This window comes from Microcoleus sp. F4-D5 (assembly GCF_036704885.1).
In the GTDB taxonomy this organism is placed as follows: Bacteria; Cyanobacteriota; Cyanobacteriia; order Cyanobacteriales; family Microcoleaceae; genus Microcoleus.
The window spans coordinates 84508-107477 of record NZ_JAUBSX010000004.1 but is presented as its reverse complement, the minus strand read 5'-3'; the positions used below and the strand labels follow the sequence as shown (position 1 = coordinate 107477).

Genomic DNA, 22970 nt, shown 5'->3' with positions numbered 1-22970 from the left:
AAATATTTCGTTGTCACCTCAAGATTCGATCAACAACACGGTTTCTGACCACCCGTGCTTAAGTCCTGAAAGTAGCAAAAATAAAGTTTATTACCAATTAAAATTTGTGTTTAAATACTCTTCTAGTTGCTGATTGTAAGGTCGAAAATAATCCCTCAACCAATCGCGAACCGATTCATTGACTGGCTCGTAAGAACCGGGATTAGCATTTTGGTATTCAGACAATTGATATTCCGGCAAATCTAAGAATTCTAAAACTTGCTTGAGTGTTGTCGCCGCACCTGCATAAAAATCTTCGCTTTTCAAAATTAACAACTGTTCTCGGGGAAAGAAAGCCCGCCAGTTTTTGATAAATTCTATGTACCTGCCGCGAGCTAAATAATTTCCCGGTTCCTCGCCGATGATGTATTCTGGATTTTGACTCAACCGTTCAATTTCATCGCTAATTACTCGATCGAGCGATCGCGCTTCCCAATTTAAGCCAGTCAAGCGGTAAAATTGAGAAATCGCCCGATCGACCGGATTTCGCAAAAGTACAATCAGTTTCGTCTCTGGAAACAGGCTGTAGAGACGTTCCGGTGCTTTCCGAAAGTCAAAATAGCTGGGACTTGCTTCACCAGTTACAAATTGCTCTCCCCGAGGCATGGGTGGAAAATGAGCCAAATACCAATCAATCCCTCTGTCAAAGTGCCACGAAAAAAAATCCATCTCCTTTTTAATCGGAGTCAAAATTTGCGGGTGTTGAGCTAAATAAGTATACAGAGAAGTCGTCCCGCACCGCTGACAACCAATAATTATAAAGTTAGGAACTTTGACTGGTTTTAAGTTCCAATTTTGTGGAACAGGCATCTTGCCTGTATCTGCTTGTGGAACAGGCATCTTGCCTGTATCTGCTTGTGGAACAGGCATCTTGCCTGTTCTCTTACTGATAAGAGATGCAAAACTTTGTTTGTAACTGACAGTTCGATAAAAATCAATCGCCTCGGCAATTTTACCTTGCCTCGTCAAAGCTTCCCCCAAATTCAGATAAGGCCAAAAAGCCTCGGGTTTAGCTGCAACAACTTCGCGGCACAAGTTCTCAATTTCATCCAGCTTGTTCTGCCTAACCAAAACTTCCCACAAATTGTAATAAAACCACCAAGGAAGATCGGGATTTATTTTTATTGCTTGGAAAAACGCCACCGCCGCTTCCTCCCAATATTTTTGGTGGGTCAAAACAGCACCTAAATTGTAATAAGACCAGCAATCATCCGGTTTTTGGGCGACAGTTGCGCGAGATGAGGCTAATGCGCGATCCTGTTCGAGGGCAACGCTTACGCACTTTTCTTGCTGCTGCAACAACTCCTCTAATTCCGCTGACCTTTCTGCACAACTAGGCAGATTTGTCAATAAATATTTGTAAATAATAATTGCGCTTTTGGGGCGATCGTACTGTGCTAAATTCTTTCCTAACTGCAAATAAAACTCGCTATTTTCCGGTGTAATTTGCAATTGAGATTGTTCTAACACTAAGTTTAAATCAGACTCTGTTTGGCCGAGAGCGTATCCCAACTTCTCGTAAATTCCCGGCAAATCTCCGTCAATTTCAACAGCTTTTAAATAGGTGACGATAGCTTCATCCCACTGTTTTAGTTTAGTTAAAGCGTCGCCCAAATTGCAAAAAGACCAAGCAAAATCCGAGTTGAGTGCAATCTCGCAGCGGTAAGCAGCAGCAGCCTCTTCCCATCGCCGAAGTTTCAGCAAAGCATCGCCCAAGTTGTGATAAGACCAGGAAAAATCGGGATTTAACTCAACCGCTTTTTTGTAAGCAGCGACAGCTTCCTGCCATTTTTCAAGTTTCAGCAAAACATCGCCCAAACAGTGATAAGACCACGAAAAATCTGGATTTAATTCAATAGCTTGTTTGTAAGCAGCAACAGCCTCATCAAACCGACCGCTTTCTTGCAGGTAATTCCCCAAATTGTGGTAGTTATTATCCATGCAAAACTCCTGCAATAGTCAGTAATTTTTCCAGCGAGTCCAAATCCAACCGCATATTCTTATGTAAGGGTTTTGTCTGAGTTCCATCATCAACCAAATCGCCAAGTAAATAGTAATGTTCCAAACCGCACAAATTGCTAATAGTCCAATAACAATGCGGCACGTAAAGGGGAGAAAAAATCTCAATTACCTTAGTTCCCGGACTGCAAAAAACTAGATTAGTCAACCCCCCTCCGTGAGGTGCGACAACCACTTTAGCAGCAGCCAAACACGATGCTTGTTCCGCTACCGACATCGTTTCCAACTTTACAGTGCGAAACCCAAATTTTTCTAAGTATTTAATTACCTCTTCCTCGTTGAGGATTTGCCGATACGATGCTTTTTGGCGGCTGATATAAATTCGCTCTGAATATTCTGTGTTGCGAGGCTGTTGTTTATTTAAAAATGTCTGCTTGAGAAATTCACACTTCCATTTTGCAACCGCCCCCGATCCGTCATAAGATATTGACGGAACTATTAATTGATCGGTTGTAATGTGTAAATTCCCGCCACTGTTTAAAATTTTATTTTGAGATATTCCTAAAGTATCTAAAGTATCTGTTTGATAGGAATAATCGCAGGCATTGACAACAAACTTATCTATAGTTTCTATCAATCCGCTGCGCTGCAAAATATCGAAGCGCGTCATCACATCAAACATCCAATGAAAATAAGCCGCTCCACCCCAGCGAGCAGATAAAAAAGCCACATTTCCATCGACGTGTTCAGCGGGAGGCAATTTGTCGGAAGTGATTACCAATTCAGCACAACCCATTGAAATATCACGAACAAGTTTATTGTCTGAAGTAATTACGGCGGTAGTCACAACATCTGCCCAAGCTCGTCCGTTTGGCAATAGGGCAACAAAAGATTTTTTTGAATGACTTCGATCTTCCGAAAATCTACGGCTGCTGTCGATTGTTTTGGAATCTGATAAATTGATTTGACTTGCAGGATGGATGTCTATGCAGGTGAGGTTAGGATTAGATTCTGCTGCAACGGTCAAATCTTCTGTAAAACCACAGTATTTTTTGAGAACACTTAAGGGTAATATTTGATTGCTGTATTCTGCGCGATCGCTCTCATCGACTTCTCCTTGTTGTTCTAGAGCATAACCTATATTATCGTAAGCTTCAAACAAATCGGGTTTAATTTGCAGTGCTTGAACTAAATTAGCGATCGCCGGTTCCCACTGATGTTTGGCAATTAAACTCAAACCCAATCCTTCGTAACACCAACAGGATTTTGGATCGAGATTGATGCCTTGCTCGTAAATTGCGATCGCCCTTTCCAATTCCCCTTGATTCTGCAGTGCATCACCCAACTTTTTGTACAGCCAACTATGCTCAGGTTCTAGCTCAATAGCACGACCAAAAGCCGCTGCTGCTTCGGGCCAATTTTCTTGCGATTCCAGAACTTTCCCCAAACTATTGTACAGCCAACAATCATCGGGATTTAATTCAATAGCTTTGCGGCAAGCCGCCGCCGCGTCCTCCCAATTTTCCAGTGCAACCAAAGCCTTACCTAATCTATCGTAAGACCAACAAAAATCGGGATTTAGTTCAACTAACTTGCGGTAAGCAACAGCAGCTTCCTCCCACTCAGAAAGCTCCATCAGCACATCGCCTAAATTGTTGTAACTCCAACAAAAATCGGGATTTAACTCAATAGCTTTGCGGTAAGCAGCAGCGGCTGCGTCCTGTTCCTCCATCGCCTGCAAAGTCTCCCCCAAAAAGTAGTAAGACCAACTAAAATGAGGGTTGAGTGCGATCGCCTCTTGGTAAGCGGCCCGAGCTTCGTCAAGCAGTTCTTTCTCTTGCAGAGTTTTACCCAACTTGTGGTAAGTTAAGTAGTTGCCAGACTTAATTTTAATAGCTGTTTGATAGCGGGCGATCGCCTCATCCAAATAACCCGTATTTGCCGCAATATCCGCCAACTTTTCCCAACCCAGAGACCACAGAGTTTGCTCTTCGCCCAAACTTTGATTGCCGATTTTTTTGACAATCAGTTGATAGCCTTTGTGTACTACTTCTAACTGACTTCCAAACATCTCCAAAAAAACATCTATCCCAATTTTAGTATCTTGCTCCGGGCTGTCGGGAAACGTAAACTCGTAATCGTCAAAAATCATCAGCCCCCCAACTTTCACTAACCTCCAAGATAAAATCGCATCTTGCAGAGCACTGGTGGGTTTGTGACAGCCGTCAATGTAAGCAATATCGTAATATTCCGCAGTCAAATTCACTAACAAATCTTGAGAGTAACCTTCTAATTCAATTACCCGCTCTGCTGCTCCAGTTTTAACAATATTGCCCTTAAAATGTTCTTGAAAATACAAATCAATACAAGTAATCTTTGCCGTCGGATGAGTTAAAATCTTATCCAGCAGCCAGCAAGCCGACATTCCTTGAAAACTGCCGATTTCCACAACTTGAAAATCCGCAATTCCGGTAAATTCCTGCAAATGCCGTTGCCAGATAGGAATATTGTGGGTAAACCAATCTTGGGTAAATTGATAATTTTTCGCTGTACACTCAGGCCAACCCCTCAATTCGCTCGCTTTTTGGTGGCAAATAATTGCTTCTTCCAATTCTCCTAATTGGGGTAAAATATTTCCTAAATCGTTGTAAGGCTTAGAATTGGTCGGAGCGATCGCAATTTGGTGGCGGTAAGAGGCAATTTGTGCGTATAACTCCTGTTGTTTCGCCCGAACATCATTCAGTTGGGCGACAACTTCCTCTGCATTGGGTTCAATTTGCAGTGCCATGCTATAAAATACGATCGCACCTTCCAACTGCTTCTGTTTCGCTAAACTATTGCCTAAATTTATATAAAACTCCGCTCCATCTAACTCAATTTCCAGCAAGTTGTGGTAAATTTTCCCGCTTGCAAGTGCCTCAATAGCTTGACAGTAAGTTTCTATTGTGCTGTCTAAACCGGATTCGCTGCGCTTCCGCAAAACATATCCCAACCGCTGATTAATTCCGGTCAAGTTCGGCTCAAGCTGAATCGCGTGCAGGTAAGCGCTAACAGCTTCATCCCATGATTTTTCGCAGGTGAAGGCAATTCCCAAATTGAAATAAAACCAAGGAATATTTGGATTTATTTCAATAGCTTTGCGGTAGCAACTAATAGCTTCCTGCCACAGTTGTTTTTGAGCCAAAGCTTCCCCTAAACAATTGTATGTCCAGTAGGAATTATCATTAATTTCCAGCGTCTGACGGTAACATTTAATGGCTGCATCAAACTCGCGCTTTTGCACCAAAACATTGCCCAAACCAAGGTAAGCACGAGCATAATTTGGATTGAGTTCGAGACTTTTGTTGTAACAGGCGATCGCCCGATCTAATTCTCCTCGCTCCGCCCAAGTTTTACCCAAACTGTGGTAAGATTCAAACGAATTTGGATTGATGGCAATGGCTTGTCGGTAATTGGCGATCGCCTCATCCCACCGCTTCTGGCCAACCAACATTTCTCCCAAATTGTGATAAGCTGTTGCCAGTTGCGGGTTTAATCGAATTGCCCGCGCATAACACTCCATAGCGCGCTCGAACTTTCCCAATTCAACTAAACTATTTCCCAGAGTGACGTTCTCGTCAGCAGTTGCCCAATTCGGATCGATATTAAAAGCTTGATACCAACATTCTGCAGCCTCTTCTCGCTTCTCCAACTGCGTCCAAATTCTCGCCAACTGCCGATAAGCAGCAGCAAAATTCGGGGCTAGCGAAATCGCTTTTTGACAATTTGCGATCGCCTTTTCCCACTGTTTTCCCTGAGAATACAGACTGCCTAGATTCGCATAAACTTCCGGCAAATTTGGATTGCGATCGATTGCCGCTTCATACCACTGCTTAGCTTGCTCGATTTCACCTCGAACCTGCATCACCTTTCCCAGCGTCTGGCAAGCTGCCCCCAAATTCGGTTCAATTTTCAACGCAGACTCGCAAGCAGCAACTGCCTCATTCAACTTTCCTTCGGCTAAATAAACTTCTGCTTGCCGACTCAAATCAACCGCTGCCTTTTCCATCTTCTCAATCGAGGGCATAATTAAACTTGCTCCAGACACCAACTAACTCAAACCCACCACCTCAACCATCCTTTTCAGCGAACTCAAGTTCACCAAAATATCCTCAGTCAGGGAATTCTGATACATCAACTGTCTAACAGGATAGCATTCAAAAGCCTCCCCAGCTAAAAAGTAATGTTCCAACTGCAAATATTGACTGATTCCCCAGTAATAATGGCTGATATAGTGAGGCGACACCAACTCAATTACTTTAGTTCCCGCGCGGCAAAAAATCGTATTTGTCAAGCCGCTGCCGTGGGCAGCAACTATCACCTCAGCGTGGTAAAAATGAGCTATTTGCTCTGCCAAAGACATCGACTCAGGTAAAATAGAAACAAAGCCAAATTTTTCCAAAACCTCGATCGCATCTTCCTCGTTCAAGACTCGTCGGTATCTTGCTTTGCTGCGGCTGATATAAATGCGTTTTGGATAGCTTGAACTAGGTATAATTCCCTTAAGAAACTCGCGCCTCAAAAAATCCATCGCCCACCCAGAAGACCAGCCCAAATATCCCGCAAAAGAGGGTACAATTAACTCTGTTGCTTGAATGTGAGGCAAGCGATCGCTCTCCAAGACTTTTTCTTCGGGAATGCCCAGAATTCTCAAACTTTCCCGCTGAAATTGGTGCTGACAACTATTCACCAAAAACCAATCAATCTCCGCCAAATCCCTACCGCTGTGCCGCAGCAATTCTATCCTCGGCAAAACGTCAACCATCCAGTGAAAATAAACATTTCCCGACAAACCAGAAAGCACCGCCACGCTGCCGTCAATTTGCTTTAACGGCGGAAATGATTCTAACTGAAAAACGCTGTGTTTTCTAACATCATGTTTTTCGCATCCAGGTAAAAACCCCGGATAATCTCTCGACACATCAGCCAATAAATAATTGTCAGGAGTCATTACAGCGATCGCCTTGCAAATCAGCCAATAATTTTCCTGCGGAACAATCCAAACTCGCCCGTTGGGAATTGCCGCCACAAAAGTCTTGGGCGACTGCACGGGTATCGGTTGCGAGTTGGACAAACGGCAAACTCCCCAACCCAAATGCACCGGATCGAACCACTTAGAAAGTCGCTGCAAACACAGCCCGCAAGTTAAACCGGTACAATCGGAATTTGCCAATTTGGAATTGGCGATCGCAAATTGGGAAGTCGGAATATTTTCTGCACTTGCTTCTGGTGCAGGTTGCCAAAATATTTCCACATAATTTTCTGCATCCAACTTAGCATTAACCAGCCAATCCCAACTCGATAAATAAATACCGTGAGGAGGTTTTATAGAAGTGTTATCTGGCAAGATAAAACTCTGTTTTTTCCACTCCTTCTGCTCTCCATACCCGTGCAATTGCAGCTCTAAAACTTTTTGATAATAATCGATCGCCCGTTCCCAGCGCCCCTGTTTTTCCAGCAGTTTTGCCAACTCAAAATAAACCTGCGGTAAAGCAGGTTGAATCGTCAAAGCTATGCGGTAAACTGCAATTGCTGCGCCCAAGCGCTGTTGCTGGGCTAAGGAATTTCCCACGCGCCAGTAAAGCTCTGCATTTTTCGGCTGAATTTGCAAAGCTTTTTGATAATAAACGGCGGCAGATTCGTGTCCGCCGTACTCCGTTAAAGCATTTCCCAAATGCAAGTAAATTTCGGCTAAATTATCGCAGATTTCAGCAATTGGTAATTGGGCATTGGGCGTTGGGCATTGGGCATTGGGAATAGTTTCTTTTTCTTCCTTCTTCCCTCTTCCTTCTTCCTTCTTCCTTCCAGTTAGTCCTGTGAGAAATCGATCGCACGCAGCGATCGCCCTTGACAATTCATCATCATCTACAGCAGCAAGTCTCCGCCTTTGTGCCAAGCGGCAGTAAGCCTCAACAAAATCGGGCTTCAGAGCTATCGCCCGCTCAAAATAAGGCATGGCTTCCGCAATTCTGCCCAAAACCATCAAAGAAAACCCGGCGTCTGTATAACCCGAAATATAGTCGGAATCGATCTCGATCGCGCGCTCGAAACAAGCAAGCGCCGCCGAATGTTCCCCCTGTAATTGCCAAGCTTTTCCCAGATTGTAGTGAGCCAAAACCATGTCCGGTTCCAACTCAATAGCTGTGAGGTAAGATGCGATCGCCCTTTCCGGACTTTTGTCCAGCAAGGCTTGACCCAAATTATTGTGCAGCGTTGCCCAATCCGGCTTAATATCGAGGGCCCGCTGGTAAACCTCGATCGCCTCAGCAGCCCGATCGTCCTTTAGCAAAATCACACCCAGATTGCTGTAAGCTTCCACGTAATCCGGCTTCAAAGCTATCGCCTGTCGGTAGGTATCCATTGCCGCTTCGAGCTGACTATTTTCATCTAAAACCACAGCCAGATTGTATAAAGCATCGAGATAATCCGGTTTTTGGGCGATCGCCTTTCGGTAACAGTCGATCGCCCCCAACAAATTACCCTGCTTGTGAAAAACATTCCCCAAGTTATAATGAACTTCCGCCCAATCTGGTTTCAAATCCAGAGCTTGTCGGTAGTGAAAAACCGCCTCATCCAGCCACGCATAGTCGCTGTAAAGTTGACCCAAATAAGCATGAGCCAGAAAAAACTGCGGCGAAATCTCCAAAGCTTGCACAAAAGCGTCTCTTGCCGCCGTCGGATCGCCTTGAGATTCTAGAATTTCGCCTAAAGTCGTGTAAGCCGTGGGCGAAAACGGTTGAAGTTCGATCGCCTTTTTGCAAAACTCGATCGCCTCAGTTAACTTCCCCCGGTTCAAATAAATTTGGGCTTGCCGGATATATTCTTCAGTGCTCATTGCTCGCGGTGCAGTTGCGGTTTCTTGACCGCTTCAGTAAAACTTAGAAATTCTGATTTAAAAACTTTGTATTTATATTTTGCCCTAGCGGGCGATCGATTAATTTTATCAATAACTGTCGATCGATTTTTTTAACTGCCCCTGCTTCAGTTCCTGCATTGAATATTTCAACCTCACCCCGCTTGTGGCAGAGTGAGGTTGAAATCCTTTAAAACTACTGGCTTTGTGAGAACAGCCCCAAATCTTATTCGGTGCCGCCCCACAACTGCCAGTTGTTTTAGAACAACTCGAAGTTGCTGGAGGTAATCGTCAAGCCAGTCTGCAACTGAGCAACAGTTAGCACTCCGCTGCCGCCGTTGAAGTACAACGCACCGCTTGTTGGGTCGTAGATCAACTTGTTCGTCGTGTTGGTTCCTGGGGCCGCTGCGTTGAAACCAGAAATGACAACAAACTCGCTGGCCTCGAAGCTGGTGCCCAAACCAGAGAACACACCACCCGATTTCAAGCGGATCTTATCTTCGCCTGGGGTAAAGTCTGTGATCGTGTCTACGGGGTAATCGCCACCGCTGGAGAAGAAGTAGAACGTATCGCTGCCAGCACCGCCTGTGAGGACATCAGCGCCTCTGTCGCCAGAGATAAAGTCATTGCCAGAACCGCCATTGACAGTATCGTTGTCTTTACCGCCGTACAGGCTGTCATTGCCGTCGCCGCCGCTGACAACATCATTGCCTTGGCCGCCAAAGACTGTATCGTTCCCACCTCCGCCGAGTACGGTGTCGTTGCCTCTGTCGCCAGAAATCAAGTCATCGCCGTCGCCGCCGTCTACGAGGTCGTCACCTTTACCGGCAAAGATGAAATCGTTGCCGCTGCCGCCAGCGACCACATCGGCGCCGCTGCCTGAAAGGATGGTATCGTTGCCGTCGCCGCCACCGACACTGTCATTGCCGCCGCCCGATAGAATCAGCTCGTTGCCACTGCCACCAGCGATGACATCAGCGCCCGCAAAAGTCTGGATGATATCGCTGCCAGCGCTGCCGTTCAACCTGTTGTCACCTTGGGTGCCGATAACGGTAAAGCCACCGCCACCTACACCACCTGATAGTGAACTTGCTGGTTGTGTTGGATTAGTTACCTGTGTCATTTACACTCCTCCTAAAAAATCAATCATTTTTCTACAATACACTTTTCCCTCCAAAGGGATTCAATAAATGAAACCGGACATCGGTTGAGACCCTAATTGACCCGGCTGCTATAAGCTGTCATGTAATTTAAATTGTCAGCAGCGAGCCTGAGAGCGCGAGTTGAATTCTGTCTTCGTGGAGCAGCAAATCTCGGTTGTTTCCTGCTTTTGACTCTCGACTCCACCACTGCCTCCTGTAACACGAAAATATTCCAGTTAAACGTTTGCGAGTTTACCATACTGACGGTCGGTGTGGCTAGTCATTTTTTAAACAATAGCCGGAAAACACACAGAGACCATTTTTAATGGGAGTATACTCTCAAGATTGAGAAGTTCTACCGCAGTCGTTGGCAACTGTCGATCGCCGGAGAGTTCGATCGCCCGCAAAGGGGCTGTAACTGAGTTGCGATTTTTCAGTATACTCTGCTTGACCAGACTTTTGACTTCCGCTAATAGTTCCCCAGAAATCAAAATTTTTTAGCTGGCTTTCAAAGCAAGCCCGCGCACTTGCGGGTCCTATTCAATCAAACCTAGCCCTATAAAGCGATTTAAGCTGCTGGAGTTACTGGTTTTAGTGGCAATTTACTTATCTCCAACACACTCTTGAACCCACTCTTGAGGCCCATTGCCTTGATTTTTTAACCTATACAGTCCTAGACGCACGCTTCCGAAAAAACCCGGTTTCTCGTTGTCAACTTCGAGGGTATATGACCAAATTACGTGCAGAGACCGGGTTTTTCCGTCCAGGACTGTTATATCCCTCGCGAGACGGCAGATTTTCTCGAAACAACCCGGTTTTTCAACAAAAATAGCTGATTTCAGCTATGAGCGAGATCCATCCAGACAATCCAGCGCTTGTGTGATGAAGTTTGGATTTGGCGTGGCCCGCTAGAGTTCTGACGGTACTCTCAAAGCTGAGAATCAGCAGCAGCGCATCTTAATTTTCTGTTGGTTTGCGACACAATGTAGAACAGAGAAATCTTCGGATCGCCCTCCAGCGACTCTTGAGGGTGACAAGCCACCCCGAGCGTCTGTAAGTTTTTATATAATGAGATTTGACAATTTAACTTAACAATATTTTGCTTTAACCAAATATCTTCTTGCTAATTGTTAACTTCGAGCTGCTCATTAACAATTAGCAATTTTCCGGAAATTTGGTTCGGCCTTCATAAACAAGCTGTACTATTCCGCAGAGCGGCGTGCTTCAAGTTGCGCTGTTGACGCATTGGAATTGGTCTGGCTGTCGTAGCTGTAGATGTGAGGGTCGCGCTCGAAAATGTAATTGATAGAAGTAGCTGCATAGTAGGTCAGCGCTAGCAGCGACACTAGATTAAGAATTCGATAAATTCGCTTCTCAGACACTTGGTTCATTTTTACTCCAACTTTTTGTGCAAATAGCAAAGTTTGATACAGTGACGGCACTTTTTTTGATAAGTTCCCAAAAACCCAACACCTCTCAAAACTCCGATCGCGTTATGAACTCTTGATGCCCGATCGCATACAACAAGTCCTGCTTGAGATTTGAAAGATTTGTTGTTGCCTGTTTCATATTGCAGTCTCTGCCTTTACTTGTGTATCTAACTGGGGTAAGAGTTAGGCAATTTGGGCGATATCAAACTCTACAATTTCCTGTTGGCAGCCGCTAAAATTTGAAAGCCTATAGCCTCAAAAGCTTGCATGGTAAAGATTTTATCTATTTTTCCACATCTGGCAATGATTTTCTCAAATTCGATAAATGGTACGGAGCCGCCGGACGTCATAAAACTTATTCAGTTGGTCAACGCAACGCTAAAATATGTCTAAAGTTATACTTTTACAAGCAACAGACCGTGTTAAGTATGTAGGTGAAAATAAACCGACTTATCAGAATGGAGGGCGGCTGAGTCCAGCAATAAACTGCCGGCTTTTAAAGATATTCGCTTAACCCGCCCCTAGAAGATATTATTTTTTTTCGTACCGCTCTACTTACATTGCTTATTAAGTTTGAGCTTGGTAGAAGTGGCAGATATTTTTTTTTTGAAACAAATGTTGCGGTCGCTGTCGGACAAATTTGGTCTGACAATGTTGACTCAGCAGCAGCATTAAATCACGATGTGACACAATAAAAGTAGGCGTCAAAAAGCATAAATCAGAATGTGAGAGCGGTCAAAAAATACTGTTGGGAGATTCAGAAGTTTTATTTAATTAAACCTTCTAGGTGCAAAATTTTACCCTAAAAAAAACAAGATAATTTACTCGCTGCGACGAGCGAGGCACTGGGGATATTTTATGACGAGATAACCGACTGTGTTTGAGTCAGTTACTTCCACAATTTATTTATTATATTTTTTGCTCGCCTTGAGCTGTTTGTACAACCGACTTTTTGCTGGTAATTTGCAAAAGGGATAGGGGCAGAACAACAGGCCAAGCCAGAGGTCCGATTATTAAGGCTATCCAAGATATCAAGTCTTTTTTAGATGTAGCCTTATCGTTCCAAAAACTTTTGAACCAAACAAGAAAAACGATTAAGGCAACTGAAAAGTAGCTAATAATTATCATTGTGTTACCTGCCTGCTTACAGATGGCATAGAAGTATTTATGATTATTGTATCTCAGGGTGCGGCTCGCCGATCGCAACTTTCGGCCCTCGGCTGCAACTGTCGAAAACTCAAAGTTTCACAGCTTTTCGAGTCCATAGCCTCCGATGTCGAACGGACGCAATCCCGCTGCCCAGTGGCGCGGGGCGCTCAAAGTCTTGGGCTCAGAAGTTTTCGAGGTTTACTCCAATGAGGCTACCGCCGCAATCACAGCGCGATCGAGGTCTCTCGTTCTCTGTGAGTGAACTCACGTATAATCGGAGACTTCGGTCACAAGTTGAGCCAAGAACGATCGCACAGCTTAGCCTGCTGCAATCACCCTACTCTATTCTCAAATGCTCGATATTATAATCGTGCAGTTCAACGAGATTTCATGCAAGTTCTGAGTTTAAAATCCGATCGCGCGATCTCTCAACTGTTTTATCAAGTCACCCATTCAGGCAATCTGACTCGCACTCAAAGCCACCGACTGCGCGCCATCTGCGAAAGCGCTCTCAGCGCCGAGGACCGAAATGCAGTCAACCGCCTGCTTCACGCCATCCGTCGCGGATGGGTGAGGATGTCCGATGAGTCCTCTGACACAGGCAGTTGAGATCGGTATTTCTAGTTTCTTTCCTGTATAGCTTCGCCAGCAATCAGATTTCCGCGAGTGTGTCGCTCCATTAACCTTCTCAACAAAAAATTGTGCGGCGATCGCAAAGCTCGAACTCGGTTCCTTGAAGAAGCCGGGATTTTTGATATGAAGCAGTCAGCAGTCAGTAGCCTCCAGTCACCAGTCATTAAGTAGATACACGGAAAAACCCCCACACCCAGACATTCAGTAAATGCAATCAAAACAGATGTCTGAACACCGTAAAAGTTTTACGTTTAAGTAAGTGGATCTATTTAGTTAGCACTCATTAATTACCCGCCATTCGCAATCTATAAATAAATAAATATTAAATTTTTTGTCAAGGTATCTAGACAAAAAGTAGAGATTTCGGAGTTGCCAAAACCGAGGAATCATGACGGGGTTTGTGTTCTGACTCGCAAGGCGATTGAGTAAACATTCGATCCCCTACTCCGGCTGACACAAATCACCAATTAAGACCCAATCGATCACATTTACTCGCGTATTTGAATCACATAAATGTTGGGGAAATCAGTCAATACTGTCAAAAGTCAGTAAAAAAAAACAGATGATGACCCAAACGTTTTTACCTCAATTTACTATTGCAGAGCTAGTCTTTCAGGTCTATCACTCCGGTCTGCTGACTTCTACTCACCGAGAACAGCTCAAGACAGCCCTGTTAAATGACTGTCTTACAGAAGAAGATCACACAGCCATCAACCGCTTGCTCCACGCCGTTCGCCGGGGCTGGCTGAAAGTTGTAGCTTAAGTTGTAGCTTAAACTGTGGCCCCCAAATTTTTGCCACTCGTCTTTCAATGGACTGTAACATGAAGGCAGAATTAAATTCCCTTAAAAAAATCAGGAATTACGCTAAATTTAGGGTGCGCTACAAGCACCCTTCGGTTTTAACTTCTGTTTTGCAGCTTATTTACTCAGAGATTTTGCCGTCAGGCATCATCGCCTCTCTCAGATTCGCTTCATTCCAATTTGTCCCGCGCAAATTTGCTTGATGCAAGTTTGCTCCCCGGAGATTTGCTCCCTTGAGAGTAACTCCGCTCAAATCGGCTCGATGGAGATTTGCACAGCTCAAGTTAGCTCCGCTCAAATCGGCTCCCTTCAAATCCGCTTTTTCCAGATTTGCTTCGGTCAAATTTGCCCAGCTCAGATTTACTTGAGTTAGATTAGCATCGCTGAGATCGGCTTGTGTTAAGTTGGCATCGGTTAAATTGGCTTTGCTGAGGTTAATTCCGCAAAGTTTTACTTCTGTCAAGTTTGCACCTTGCAAGTTAGCGTTAACTGCATAAACTTGAATCAAAATTGCCCGCTGAAGGTTTGCATCTCTCATATCTGCACCCCTGAGACTCGCCCCCGTTAAATTGGCTGCGGTGAGCAGGACACTCCGCAAAATGGCTCCGCTCAAGTTCGCTCCCACGGCCTGGCATTCGCCGAAATTAGCGGACATGAGGTTGGCTTGGGAGAGGTTGGCTTGGCTGATATCTGCTTGATACAGATTGGCTCTGTAGAGGGTGAGGCCGATCGAATTTGCACCTTTTAAATTAGCTTGACTCAGGTCAATATCGCGCAAATTAGTCCTTGACATATTGGCACCGCTCAGGTCTACTTTGTGAAAAACTCGTTCTCCGGCTGCATACCGTCTGAGAAGTTCGTCTGCATTCATGTCATTGCCCCCCAAATACTTAATAATATCTTTGATATTTCAATAATATTAGGCATGAGCGACCTTTACGTTTCTTGGTCAGAATACCATCGGAAAATTGAGGATTTGGCTGTACAAATTGATGAATCTCAGTGGAAATTCGATCGAATTGTCTGTCTGGCTAGGGGAGGGCTGCGGGTTGGAGATACTCTGTCGCGGATTTTCGACAAACCTCTGGCGATTTTAGCGGCCTCGTCCTATGGTGGGGACGAGGGAAAAGTCCGGGGTGCGATCGAGTTTGCGCGCGATTTGACCATGGTGGGCGATAATTTGGGCAGCCGCATTCTCCTGGTTGACGATTTGGTGGATTCGGGAATTAGTTTGCAGCAAAGTATTGCTTGGCTGAAGAACCGCTACGGCGAGGATATTCAGGAAATTCGGACTGCTGTGCTTTGGTACAAGGCTTGTTCGGTAGCGGTGCCCGATTATTATGTGGATTATTTAGCCGATAATCCTTGGATTCACCAACCTTTTGAAATCTACGAAAAGATGAGTGCCGCTGATTTTGCGGCAAAGTTGGGAGTTAGTCAATAAAAGACTAAAATCCAGTCTATTTTTAATAGGCTTTTGGCGGTATGTTGCACTTTTTTGCATAGTCTGCAGGCGGTTGACACCCCTGTCTCATAGCTAAATTATTCTCAAATAAAACTGAATATTTATTAAGGTTGGGCAGTCGGTTTCAACTAACATTTTGTACCAGTCTTCCTTAACGGGCCGGAAAGCCTGTTCGTAAAAGGATTATTGAGAATGGTGCAACCTTTCAGTTTCAACCGACTTTAGCTATGAGAGGGGGAATTAATTCCCCGGGGGGCTTGTGAGTAAGTGCAAGTCTGGGGATACAATTAGCGAACCAAAAGAATGCGATCGCCCAATTCCATACTCTCTGCCAAAACTTCCTGCCGCGCCCACGTATCCGCCGCCAAAATATCGTCTAAAGCCGGACTTTGACAGTTATCGGTTTGATGTTTTTCGCAAGCCTTCTCAATCAACTTCGGAATATCCAAAAACTGAATCTTCTCCTCCAAAAATAGCGCTACCGCCTGTTCGTTTGCCGCATTCAGCACCGCTGGCATCGAACCGCCTGCACGTCCAGCCGCATAAGCTAACTGCATACAGGGATACTTTTCATGATCTGGTTCTCGGAAAGTCAAATCCCCAGATTTTACCAAATCCAGCCGTTCCCAATCTGTATGAATTCGCTCCGGCCAAGACAAAGCGTAAAGCAGCGGCAAGCGCATATCCGGCCATCCCAATTGTGCCAAAACAGACGTATCTTGCAGCTCAATTAACGAGTGAATTATGCTTTGAGGATGGATGACAATATCAATATCGTCATAATCCATCCCGAACAAGTAATGAGCTTCAATTACTTCTAATCCTTTATTCATCAAAGTAGCAGAATCGATCGTGATTTTCTGCCCCATCGACCAATTCGGATGTTTCAAAGCATCAGCTACTGTTACTTCTGCTAACTTGTCGATCGGCAAATCTCGAAAAGAGCCCCCCGAAGCTGTGAGAATAATTCGCCGCAACCCGCCAGCAATAACACCTTGGAGGCACTGAAAAATAGCCGAATGTTCCGAATCAGCGGGCAGTATTTTAACACCGTATTTTTCGATCAGGGGGTTGACAACGGGGCCACCAGCTATTAATGTTTCTTTATTGGCTAAGGCGATATCTTTGCCTGCCTCAATAGCAGCAATTGTTGGCAGCAAACCGGCACAGCCAACTATGCCAGTGACGACGGCTTGAGCGTCGCCATATTTGGCAACTTCGACAACGCCTGACTCGCCCGCAAGTAAAATAGGTTGAGGATCGATGTCTGCGATCGCCTCCTTCAATTCCTGTAATTTATCTTCGTTGCAAATCGCAACAATTTCCGGTCGAAACTGGCGAATTTGCTGGGACAGCAACGTTACATTTCGTCCGGCGGTTAAGCCGACAATCCGGAATTGATCGGGGTATTGAGCTACAATATCCAGAGTCTGAGTGCCGATGGAGCCTGTGGAGCCGAGAAGAGTTATTGCTTTCACAATTGTTTAATGTTTTTTGGGCTATTCTAATATTACGATTGCGGGGATTAAAATTAGTAAAAGTTTGCCCGAACAAATTCTGGCGGGTACCTACAAGGGTACAAACTTCCGTCCTCCTGGGCAGACTATTGAGTAAATGATATTTAGAACGGTCAGCTAGTCCCAGTTTTTATGCAAAACTCCTCAGAAAATCTTAGTATCTCCAGCGAGGAAAGCCGCAGCATACTTCCGGACAAATTACCCCCAGCTCAATTGTTTCCGCCGAGTGTAATTTTGATGACAGGTGCGGCTGCTGCCATCTTCTTTTTGTGCAGCAGTTGGCGGCACGCTTTATTTCAATCAACCGCTTGGGATTTAGGCATTTTCGACCAAGTTATTTATTTAATCGCCCAGGGAAAGCCGCCGATTTCCTCATTTTTGGGATTTCACATTATGGGCGATCACGCTAGTTTGATTTTTTATATTCTAGCATTATTATACAAAATATCTCCCGACGTTCACTGGCTTTTTGGGGTACAAGCTGTTGCTTTAGCTGTGGGTGCTTTGCCTGTTTGGAGTTTGTCAAGTCTAGCTGGTTTGAATCATAAAAAATCGGCGGCAATGGCAGCGGTTTATTTGCTTTATCCAGTGGTTTTCAACATTAATTTGTTTGATTTTCACCCGGAAGTTATAGCTTTACCTGCTATTTTGTGGGCGATTTTGGCGGCGCGCTTGAGCCAACCTTGGCGGTTTTGTGCTGCGGTCATTTTGATTTTGGGCTGCAAGGGGGTTTTATCTTTGACTGTGGCGGCGATGGGTTTGTGGCTGCTACTCTTCGATCGGGAAAGTTTATCTGGGAAAAACAGAGTAAAAAGGGCGATCGCACTTTTTGCTATTATTGCCGGCACAGCGTGGTTCTTAATTGTGACTCAAGCAATTATTCCAGGTTTTAGGGGGACTGAATCCGGCAGCGTCGGGCGCTATGCTTATCTGGGAAGCTCCGTATTAGAAATTGCTGCAAATTTGCTATTAAAGCCTGGGTTAGTTTTAGGAAAAGTTTTGTCTCTCGACACTCTTAAATATCTATTTTTATCGATCTTACCCGTGATTTGGGGGCTTTCCCCTCGCTATTTAACGCCTCTGGTTGGCGCGCTGCCGACTTTAGTTTTGAATGTCCTTTCTGAAGAACCGTTTCAGCGCAGTTTTGCTTATCAGTATTCGCTGCCAGTAATTCCATTTTTATTGTTAGCAGTTATCTCGACAGAAGCAGGAAGAAGCAAGAAGGAAAAACGAGAAGGAGAAAAAATACCAATTACTCATTCCCAATTCTCAATTCCTAATTTAAATACTTCAAAAACAATAATTGTGTGGTCGTTAATAGTTTTCTTATTTTTGGGCGAATATAAGGATTTTTGGCTGTATCTAAATCGCGCCGACACGGCGCAAGCGACGCGGGAAGCTGTCAGCCAAATTCAGCCACAAGCTAGCGTTTTAACCGACAACCGACTTGCCCCCCACTTGGCTCACCGATCGACAATTAAGGCACTTTCGCAAATTTCCTCCGAGGCGGATTCGGTTAATTTTGACTTTGTACTGTTGAATTTGCGCCATCCGTGGCCCGACACTAAAGAAATAGGCGATCGCACGGCAAATTACCTCAAAAAATCTCCCAACTTTAAATTAAAATATCATAAAAATGATGTTTTGCTATTTCAAAAATTTGGCTATAGATAATAATTTAAAATGATCGATTTAAAACAGAAAAAAATTCACCCTGTAGCATGGATGGTAGGTGTAGCAACCCTAATCCTTTTTGCCACCAGCAGCGCGCGCCACGCTTTGTTTCATTCAACAGCATTCGATTTAGCAATTTTTGACCAAGCAATTTATTTAATATCCCAAAATCAAACCCCATTTTCCTCTTTAATGGCAATCAACATTTTGGGCGATCACGCAGCATTTATTTTCTACCCGCTAGCTTTACTTTACAAAATATATCCAGACGTTCACTGGCTTTTATTAGTGCAAGCTGTTTCCCTAGCGTTAGGTGCTTGGCCTAGTTGGAGTCTAGCACGTCAAGCTGGCCTAAATGAAAGAACATCAATGGCAATTGCAGCCGCATATCTGCTTTACCCCGCAGTATTTAATGTCAATCTTTTTGACTTCCACCCCGAAGTAATTGCTGTGCCAGCAATTTTAGCCGCAGTCTTAGCAGCTAGACTTGATAAAATATTGTGGTTTTGTGCCGCCATTCTATTAATTTTAAGCTGCAAAGCCGTGCTATCTTTGACAGTTCTAATGATGGGTATCTGGCTGTTTTTATTTGAAAAAACGCGCAGGTGCGGACTGATAGCTATATTTCTCGGGGCGGCTTGGTTTTTGATTGCAACTCAAACCATTGTACCCTATTTCAATCAGGGCAAGCAACACGCAGGTATCGGGCGATATCATTATTTGGGAAACTCGGTTTTTGAGATTGGTATTAATTTAATTCTAAAACCTCATCTAGTAGCGGGGCGGCTGATTTCAGCAGATACTTTGGGATATTTAACTTTGTTATTTTTGCCTGTAATCTGGTGGCTTTCCCCGCGGCACCTGTCGCCATTAATTGCTGGTTTACCCATGCTATTGATGAATCTTCTTTCGGATATTGAGGCTCAGCGAGATTTGATCCACCAGTATTCTGTACCCATATTTCCCTTTATATTAATTGCTGTAATTTCTACCCTAGCAGACAGAGAGAAAAGAGGGAATAATTTTGGTAAAAATGCCGACAATTATCTGTGGAATCACCGCAACTGGATTCCTCGATTTGGGAAGCAAATATCGAAAAGCATTTCTATTAAACCTATTAAAAATATCTGGACTACCCCCAGATGGAGGTGGGTACAATTGTGGTTTTCCAATTTGTCAAACTTGTTGATTTTGTGGTCGCTGTTAGTTTTCGTGATTTTGGCAAAGTACGGCTACTTCTGGACAGTTTATTTAGAGTCTCTTGATAATTGGCAAGCGACGAGGCAGGCAATTAATCTCGTGCAAACTAAAGGCAATGTTTTAACTGATAATTCCCTAGCAACTCATCTCGCTCACCGTTCAACAATAAAATTGCTGCATCAAGTTGCTAACGGACAAAGTTTAAATGAATTTGAGTATATACTGCTAAATTTGCGCCATCCTTGGCACGATACTGCCGATACTGCTGTGAGTGTAGCTGCTCAACTTCAAAAATCTTCACTGTTTCAAATAAGCTATCAGCAAGACGATGTTTTTTTGTTTAACAAAATCATAAAGTAAGTAGTATTAATGAATAAATTAAACTCTTTGAATAATCTAAAGTATTATCCTGTCATTGTGTCGATCGCCCTTTTTTCTCTAATATTTTTCCTTTGCAGCAGCACGCGGCACGCCCTGTTTGAGTCCAACGCTTTTGAACTGGGAATTTACGACCAAGTAGCTTATTTAATCAGTCAGGGACAAACGCCGTTTTCGTCATTTCTCGAAATTCATCACATGGGGAATCACGCCGCTTGGGTGATGTATTTTGTGGCTTTGCTTTACAAAATATATCCCGAGGTACATTGGCTGTTGTTAGTGCAAGCAGTTTCCCTAGCATTGGGTGCTTTGCCGACTTGGAGTTTGGCGCGTCAAGCCGGATTAAATAATAGCATAGCTTGGGCGATCGCCTGTATTTACCTCCTCTATCCATTAGTATTTAACGTCAATCTGTTCGACTTCCACCCGGAAGTAATTGCTTTGCCAGCACTCTTAGCAGCAATCTTAGCTGCACGGCTGAATAAAACAGTATGGTTTTGTGCTGCCATTGTATTAGTTTTGAGCTGCAAAGCCGTGTTATCTTTAACCGTGGCTGCGATGGGTTTGTGGCTGTTGTTTTTTGAAAAAAAGCGTAATTGTGGACTCATCGCTTTATTTCTCGGCGCGGGTTGGTTCCTGGTAGCTACTCAGGCAGTTATACCGTATTTTAATCAGGGAAGAGAACACGCGGGAATCGGGCGCTATGGATATTTAGGTAATTCAGTTTTAGAAATTGCTGTAAATTTAATATTGAAACCAAATCTCATTTTATGGCGTTTATTTTCTTGGGATACTTTTGAATATTTAGCGTTATTAGTTTTGCCTGTAATTTGGTGGATTTCGCCGCGTCACTTGACACCTTTAATTAGTGCTGTACCGATGTTGGCGATGAATATTCTTTCCGATATCCCCGCTCAGCGCGATTTGATTCATCAATATTCTATTCCGATATTGCCATTTTTGTTGGTTGCCGTAATTTCTAGTTTAGCAGAGAGAAACCAGCAACACGGAAAGACAATATTTGATAGATTGCCAATTCCTAATTATCCATTGCCTAGAGTCATTGTAATTTGGTCGTTGATTGCTTTCTTAGCTCTAGGAAAATACGGCTATTTTTGGACTATTTATTTAGATTCGCTCGACACTTTGCCAGCTACCAGAGAAGCCATCGCTCTCGTCAACACCAAAGGCAGTGTTTTAACAACTTCTCACATTGCTCCGCACTTAACGCACCGCCCTCTAGTAAAATTAACTCAAGCTCACGCGCCACCTGCAAATCTCGCAGAATTTGAATATGTATTGGTGAACCAGCGCTACCCCGGCTGGATGAGCGATCGAGAGTTTGTTAAAAACTTAGTAACTCAACTCCAAAATAACCCTCAATTTCAACTCAAATATCAGCGGGATGACATATATCTATTTACCCAAAATTCTAACAAATAAATCAGGTTTTCCTCTTTTTCGCCCTTTGCGCCTTCGCGCTTGGTAAAATAAATCTGATTCAGTCATCGAGGCACGCTAACCAGGACTGTTTACAAAACTTATTCGGGAACTGGCAAACGGAAATGATTGCTTTTGCTACTAAAGTTTGTAGGAGTTACCAAACTAAGAAAGTCCTGTTACGTACCAGCGATAAATTCGATCGCCCAAAAGCTGAAATTCTTTGCCGCCGGAGAGCAAATCACCTTCTAATCCCGAAATAGCAAACGCTTTTTCTGACTGTTCATCGTGCAAAAGTTGCGATAAATACGGGTCAGTTTGCTGTACTCGACCTCAAAACCAAGCGTGCAAACCTCTAACAGACAGCAGGTACAGATAACTAACAGTGCGGGGGGTCAATTCTGACACTAATCCGACTAGATCCGTGTTAGCGGGTCAAATCAGCCCAGAGGAAGCAGATTTTTTGCTGCGGGTGCGGTAAGGGAAGTTGCCATAAAATGCCGCTAACACCGACAGCGCCCTGCTATTTTATCCGATTTTTATCCCCTTTGGGGGACGAATTTTGAGGGCGATCGACTGCCGAAGTCTTTTGGCAGCTCCAAAAACCCGGTCTGCAGCCAATTTCCCGAACCGTCCGGCATAGACAAACAGCACTAAAAAACCGACCACCTAACACTCAATTTTTGTCAAGGTTTTCCTCTTTGTAAGTAAACAGAAATATCAAGTGTTTAAAATCACATTCTGCGGTACAATTGTCAAAAGCTCGTAGCATCCTCAACTCCGATCCTTAACTATGAACACAACAGAAAAGTCTAAACTCTCCAATCAAAAAACTTTGGAGGCGATGAAGAATTTCTCCGAAACCTACGCCAAGCGCACGGGAACTTACTTTTGTTCCGAGCCTTCCGTCACTGCTGTCGTGATAGAAGGACTAGCAAAGCACAAGGACGAACTAGGTGCTCCCTTATGCCCTTGTCGCCACTACGAAGATAAAGAAGCCGAAGTCAAAGCCGCCTACTGGAACTGTCCCTGCATTCCCATGCGCGAGCGCAAAGAGTGTCACTGTATGTTATTTCTGATGCCAGATAACGATTTCGCTGGAACTAAGCAGGAAATTGGAATGGATCAGATTCAAGCTGTCAGAGAAACAATGTAATCGGTTAAGTAGGCGGTCGTGAAATGGCAGCAGTTTGGAAAAAAGGTCGTTATTTTTCCTCTTTTTAAGACTTAGCTATTAAAAAAAACCGATC

The 22970-nt window shown here is 44.1% G+C and carries 18 protein-coding genes; 8 read left to right on the top strand and 10 right to left on the bottom strand.

Features of this window, described 5'->3' with window-relative positions:
* Positions 1–90: 90 nt before the first annotated feature.
* From QUA80_RS03510 to QUA80_RS03480, 7 genes are all read right to left on the bottom strand, one after another.
* A complete protein-coding gene (locus QUA80_RS03510; RefSeq protein WP_333421448.1) occupies positions 91–1980 on the bottom strand; it encodes a tetratricopeptide repeat protein in 1890 nt (629 codons plus the stop codon).
* Positions 1973–6064: a tetratricopeptide repeat protein gene (locus QUA80_RS03505; RefSeq protein ID WP_333421446.1), complete on the bottom strand. Its 4092-nt coding sequence runs from the start codon at positions 6062–6064 to the stop codon at positions 1973–1975. The genes QUA80_RS03510 and QUA80_RS03505 overlap by 8 nt, the downstream gene beginning before the upstream one ends.
* A 24-nt stretch (positions 6065–6088) precedes the next feature.
* Positions 6089–8872, bottom strand: coding sequence for a tetratricopeptide repeat protein (locus QUA80_RS03500; protein WP_333421444.1), 2784 nt, complete (start codon positions 8870–8872; stop codon positions 6089–6091).
* A gap of 277 nt (positions 8873–9149) precedes the next feature.
* Complete coding sequence (locus QUA80_RS03495; RefSeq protein WP_333421442.1) at positions 9150–10013, bottom strand: calcium-binding protein; 864 nt, start codon at positions 10011–10013, stop codon at positions 9150–9152.
* Between the two features lie 306 nt (positions 10014–10319).
* Positions 10320–10523: a hypothetical protein gene (locus tag QUA80_RS03490; RefSeq protein WP_333421440.1), complete on the bottom strand. Its 204-nt coding sequence runs from the start codon at positions 10521–10523 to the stop codon at positions 10320–10322.
* A 711-nt stretch (positions 10524–11234) separates the two neighbouring features.
* Positions 11235–11423 carry a hypothetical protein gene (locus tag QUA80_RS03485; RefSeq protein ID WP_333421438.1) on the bottom strand — a complete coding sequence of 63 codons (189 nt, stop codon included), beginning with the start codon at positions 11421–11423 and terminating at the stop codon, positions 11235–11237.
* A gap of 948 nt (positions 11424–12371) precedes the next feature.
* On the bottom strand, positions 12372–12590 hold the full coding sequence (locus QUA80_RS03480) for a hypothetical protein (RefSeq protein ID WP_333242769.1): 219 nt from the start codon (positions 12588–12590) through the stop codon (positions 12372–12374).
* Positions 12591–12629: 39 nt separating this feature from the next.
* Here QUA80_RS03480 and QUA80_RS03475 point away from each other — a divergent pair, with 39 nt between their 5' ends.
* From QUA80_RS03475 to QUA80_RS03465, 3 genes are all read left to right on the top strand, one after another.
* Positions 12630–12821: a hypothetical protein gene (locus QUA80_RS03475; protein ID WP_333421436.1), complete on the top strand. Its 192-nt coding sequence runs from the start codon at positions 12630–12632 to the stop codon at positions 12819–12821.
* A gap of 48 nt (positions 12822–12869) precedes the next feature.
* Complete coding sequence (locus QUA80_RS03470) at positions 12870–13220, top strand: hypothetical protein (RefSeq protein WP_333421435.1); 351 nt, start codon at positions 12870–12872, stop codon at positions 13218–13220.
* A 586-nt stretch (positions 13221–13806) separates the two neighbouring features.
* Positions 13807–14007, top strand: a complete 201-nt coding sequence (locus tag QUA80_RS03465; RefSeq protein ID WP_333421433.1) for a hypothetical protein — start codon at positions 13807–13809, stop codon at positions 14005–14007.
* A 160-nt stretch (positions 14008–14167) separates the two neighbouring features.
* Here the strand turns inward: QUA80_RS03465 and QUA80_RS03460 are convergent, their stop codons facing one another.
* Positions 14168–14917, bottom strand: coding sequence for a pentapeptide repeat-containing protein (locus tag QUA80_RS03460; protein ID WP_333421431.1), 750 nt, complete (start codon positions 14915–14917; stop codon positions 14168–14170).
* Between the two features lie 54 nt (positions 14918–14971).
* On the opposite strand from QUA80_RS03460, the gene QUA80_RS03455 reads away from it, so the two are divergent.
* Complete coding sequence (locus QUA80_RS03455; RefSeq protein ID WP_333421430.1) at positions 14972–15490, top strand: phosphoribosyltransferase family protein; 519 nt, start codon at positions 14972–14974, stop codon at positions 15488–15490.
* 308 nt (positions 15491–15798) lie between these two features.
* On the opposite strand, the gene dxr is transcribed toward QUA80_RS03455, so the two are convergent.
* Positions 15799–16989, bottom strand: a complete 1191-nt coding sequence (gene dxr / locus QUA80_RS03450; RefSeq protein WP_333421428.1) for a 1-deoxy-D-xylulose-5-phosphate reductoisomerase — start codon at positions 16987–16989, stop codon at positions 15799–15801.
* A 171-nt stretch (positions 16990–17160) separates the two neighbouring features.
* Between dxr and QUA80_RS03445 the strand changes: the two genes are divergently transcribed.
* From QUA80_RS03445 to QUA80_RS03435, 3 genes are read left to right on the top strand one after another with little or no spacing between them, the layout of a single operon-like run.
* Complete coding sequence (locus QUA80_RS03445; RefSeq protein WP_333421426.1) at positions 17161–18702, top strand: DUF2079 domain-containing protein; 1542 nt, start codon at positions 17161–17163, stop codon at positions 18700–18702.
* Between the two features lie 9 nt (positions 18703–18711).
* Complete coding sequence (locus QUA80_RS03440; RefSeq protein ID WP_333421424.1) at positions 18712–20262, top strand: DUF2079 domain-containing protein; 1551 nt, start codon at positions 18712–18714, stop codon at positions 20260–20262.
* 9 nt (positions 20263–20271) lie between these two features.
* Entirely contained in the window at positions 20272–21723 is a 1452-nt protein-coding gene (locus tag QUA80_RS03435; RefSeq protein ID WP_333421422.1) for a DUF2079 domain-containing protein, read from the top strand.
* Between the two features lie 162 nt (positions 21724–21885).
* Here QUA80_RS03435 and QUA80_RS03430 read toward each other — a convergent pair whose 3' ends face one another.
* Positions 21886–22014, bottom strand: a complete 129-nt coding sequence (locus QUA80_RS03430; protein WP_333421420.1) for a hypothetical protein — start codon at positions 22012–22014, stop codon at positions 21886–21888.
* Between the two features lie 499 nt (positions 22015–22513).
* On the opposite strand from QUA80_RS03430, the gene QUA80_RS03425 reads away from it, so the two are divergent.
* Positions 22514–22876: a ferredoxin-thioredoxin reductase catalytic domain-containing protein gene (locus tag QUA80_RS03425; RefSeq protein WP_333421418.1), complete on the top strand. Its 363-nt coding sequence runs from the start codon at positions 22514–22516 to the stop codon at positions 22874–22876.
* Positions 22877–22970: the final 94 nt, after the last annotated feature.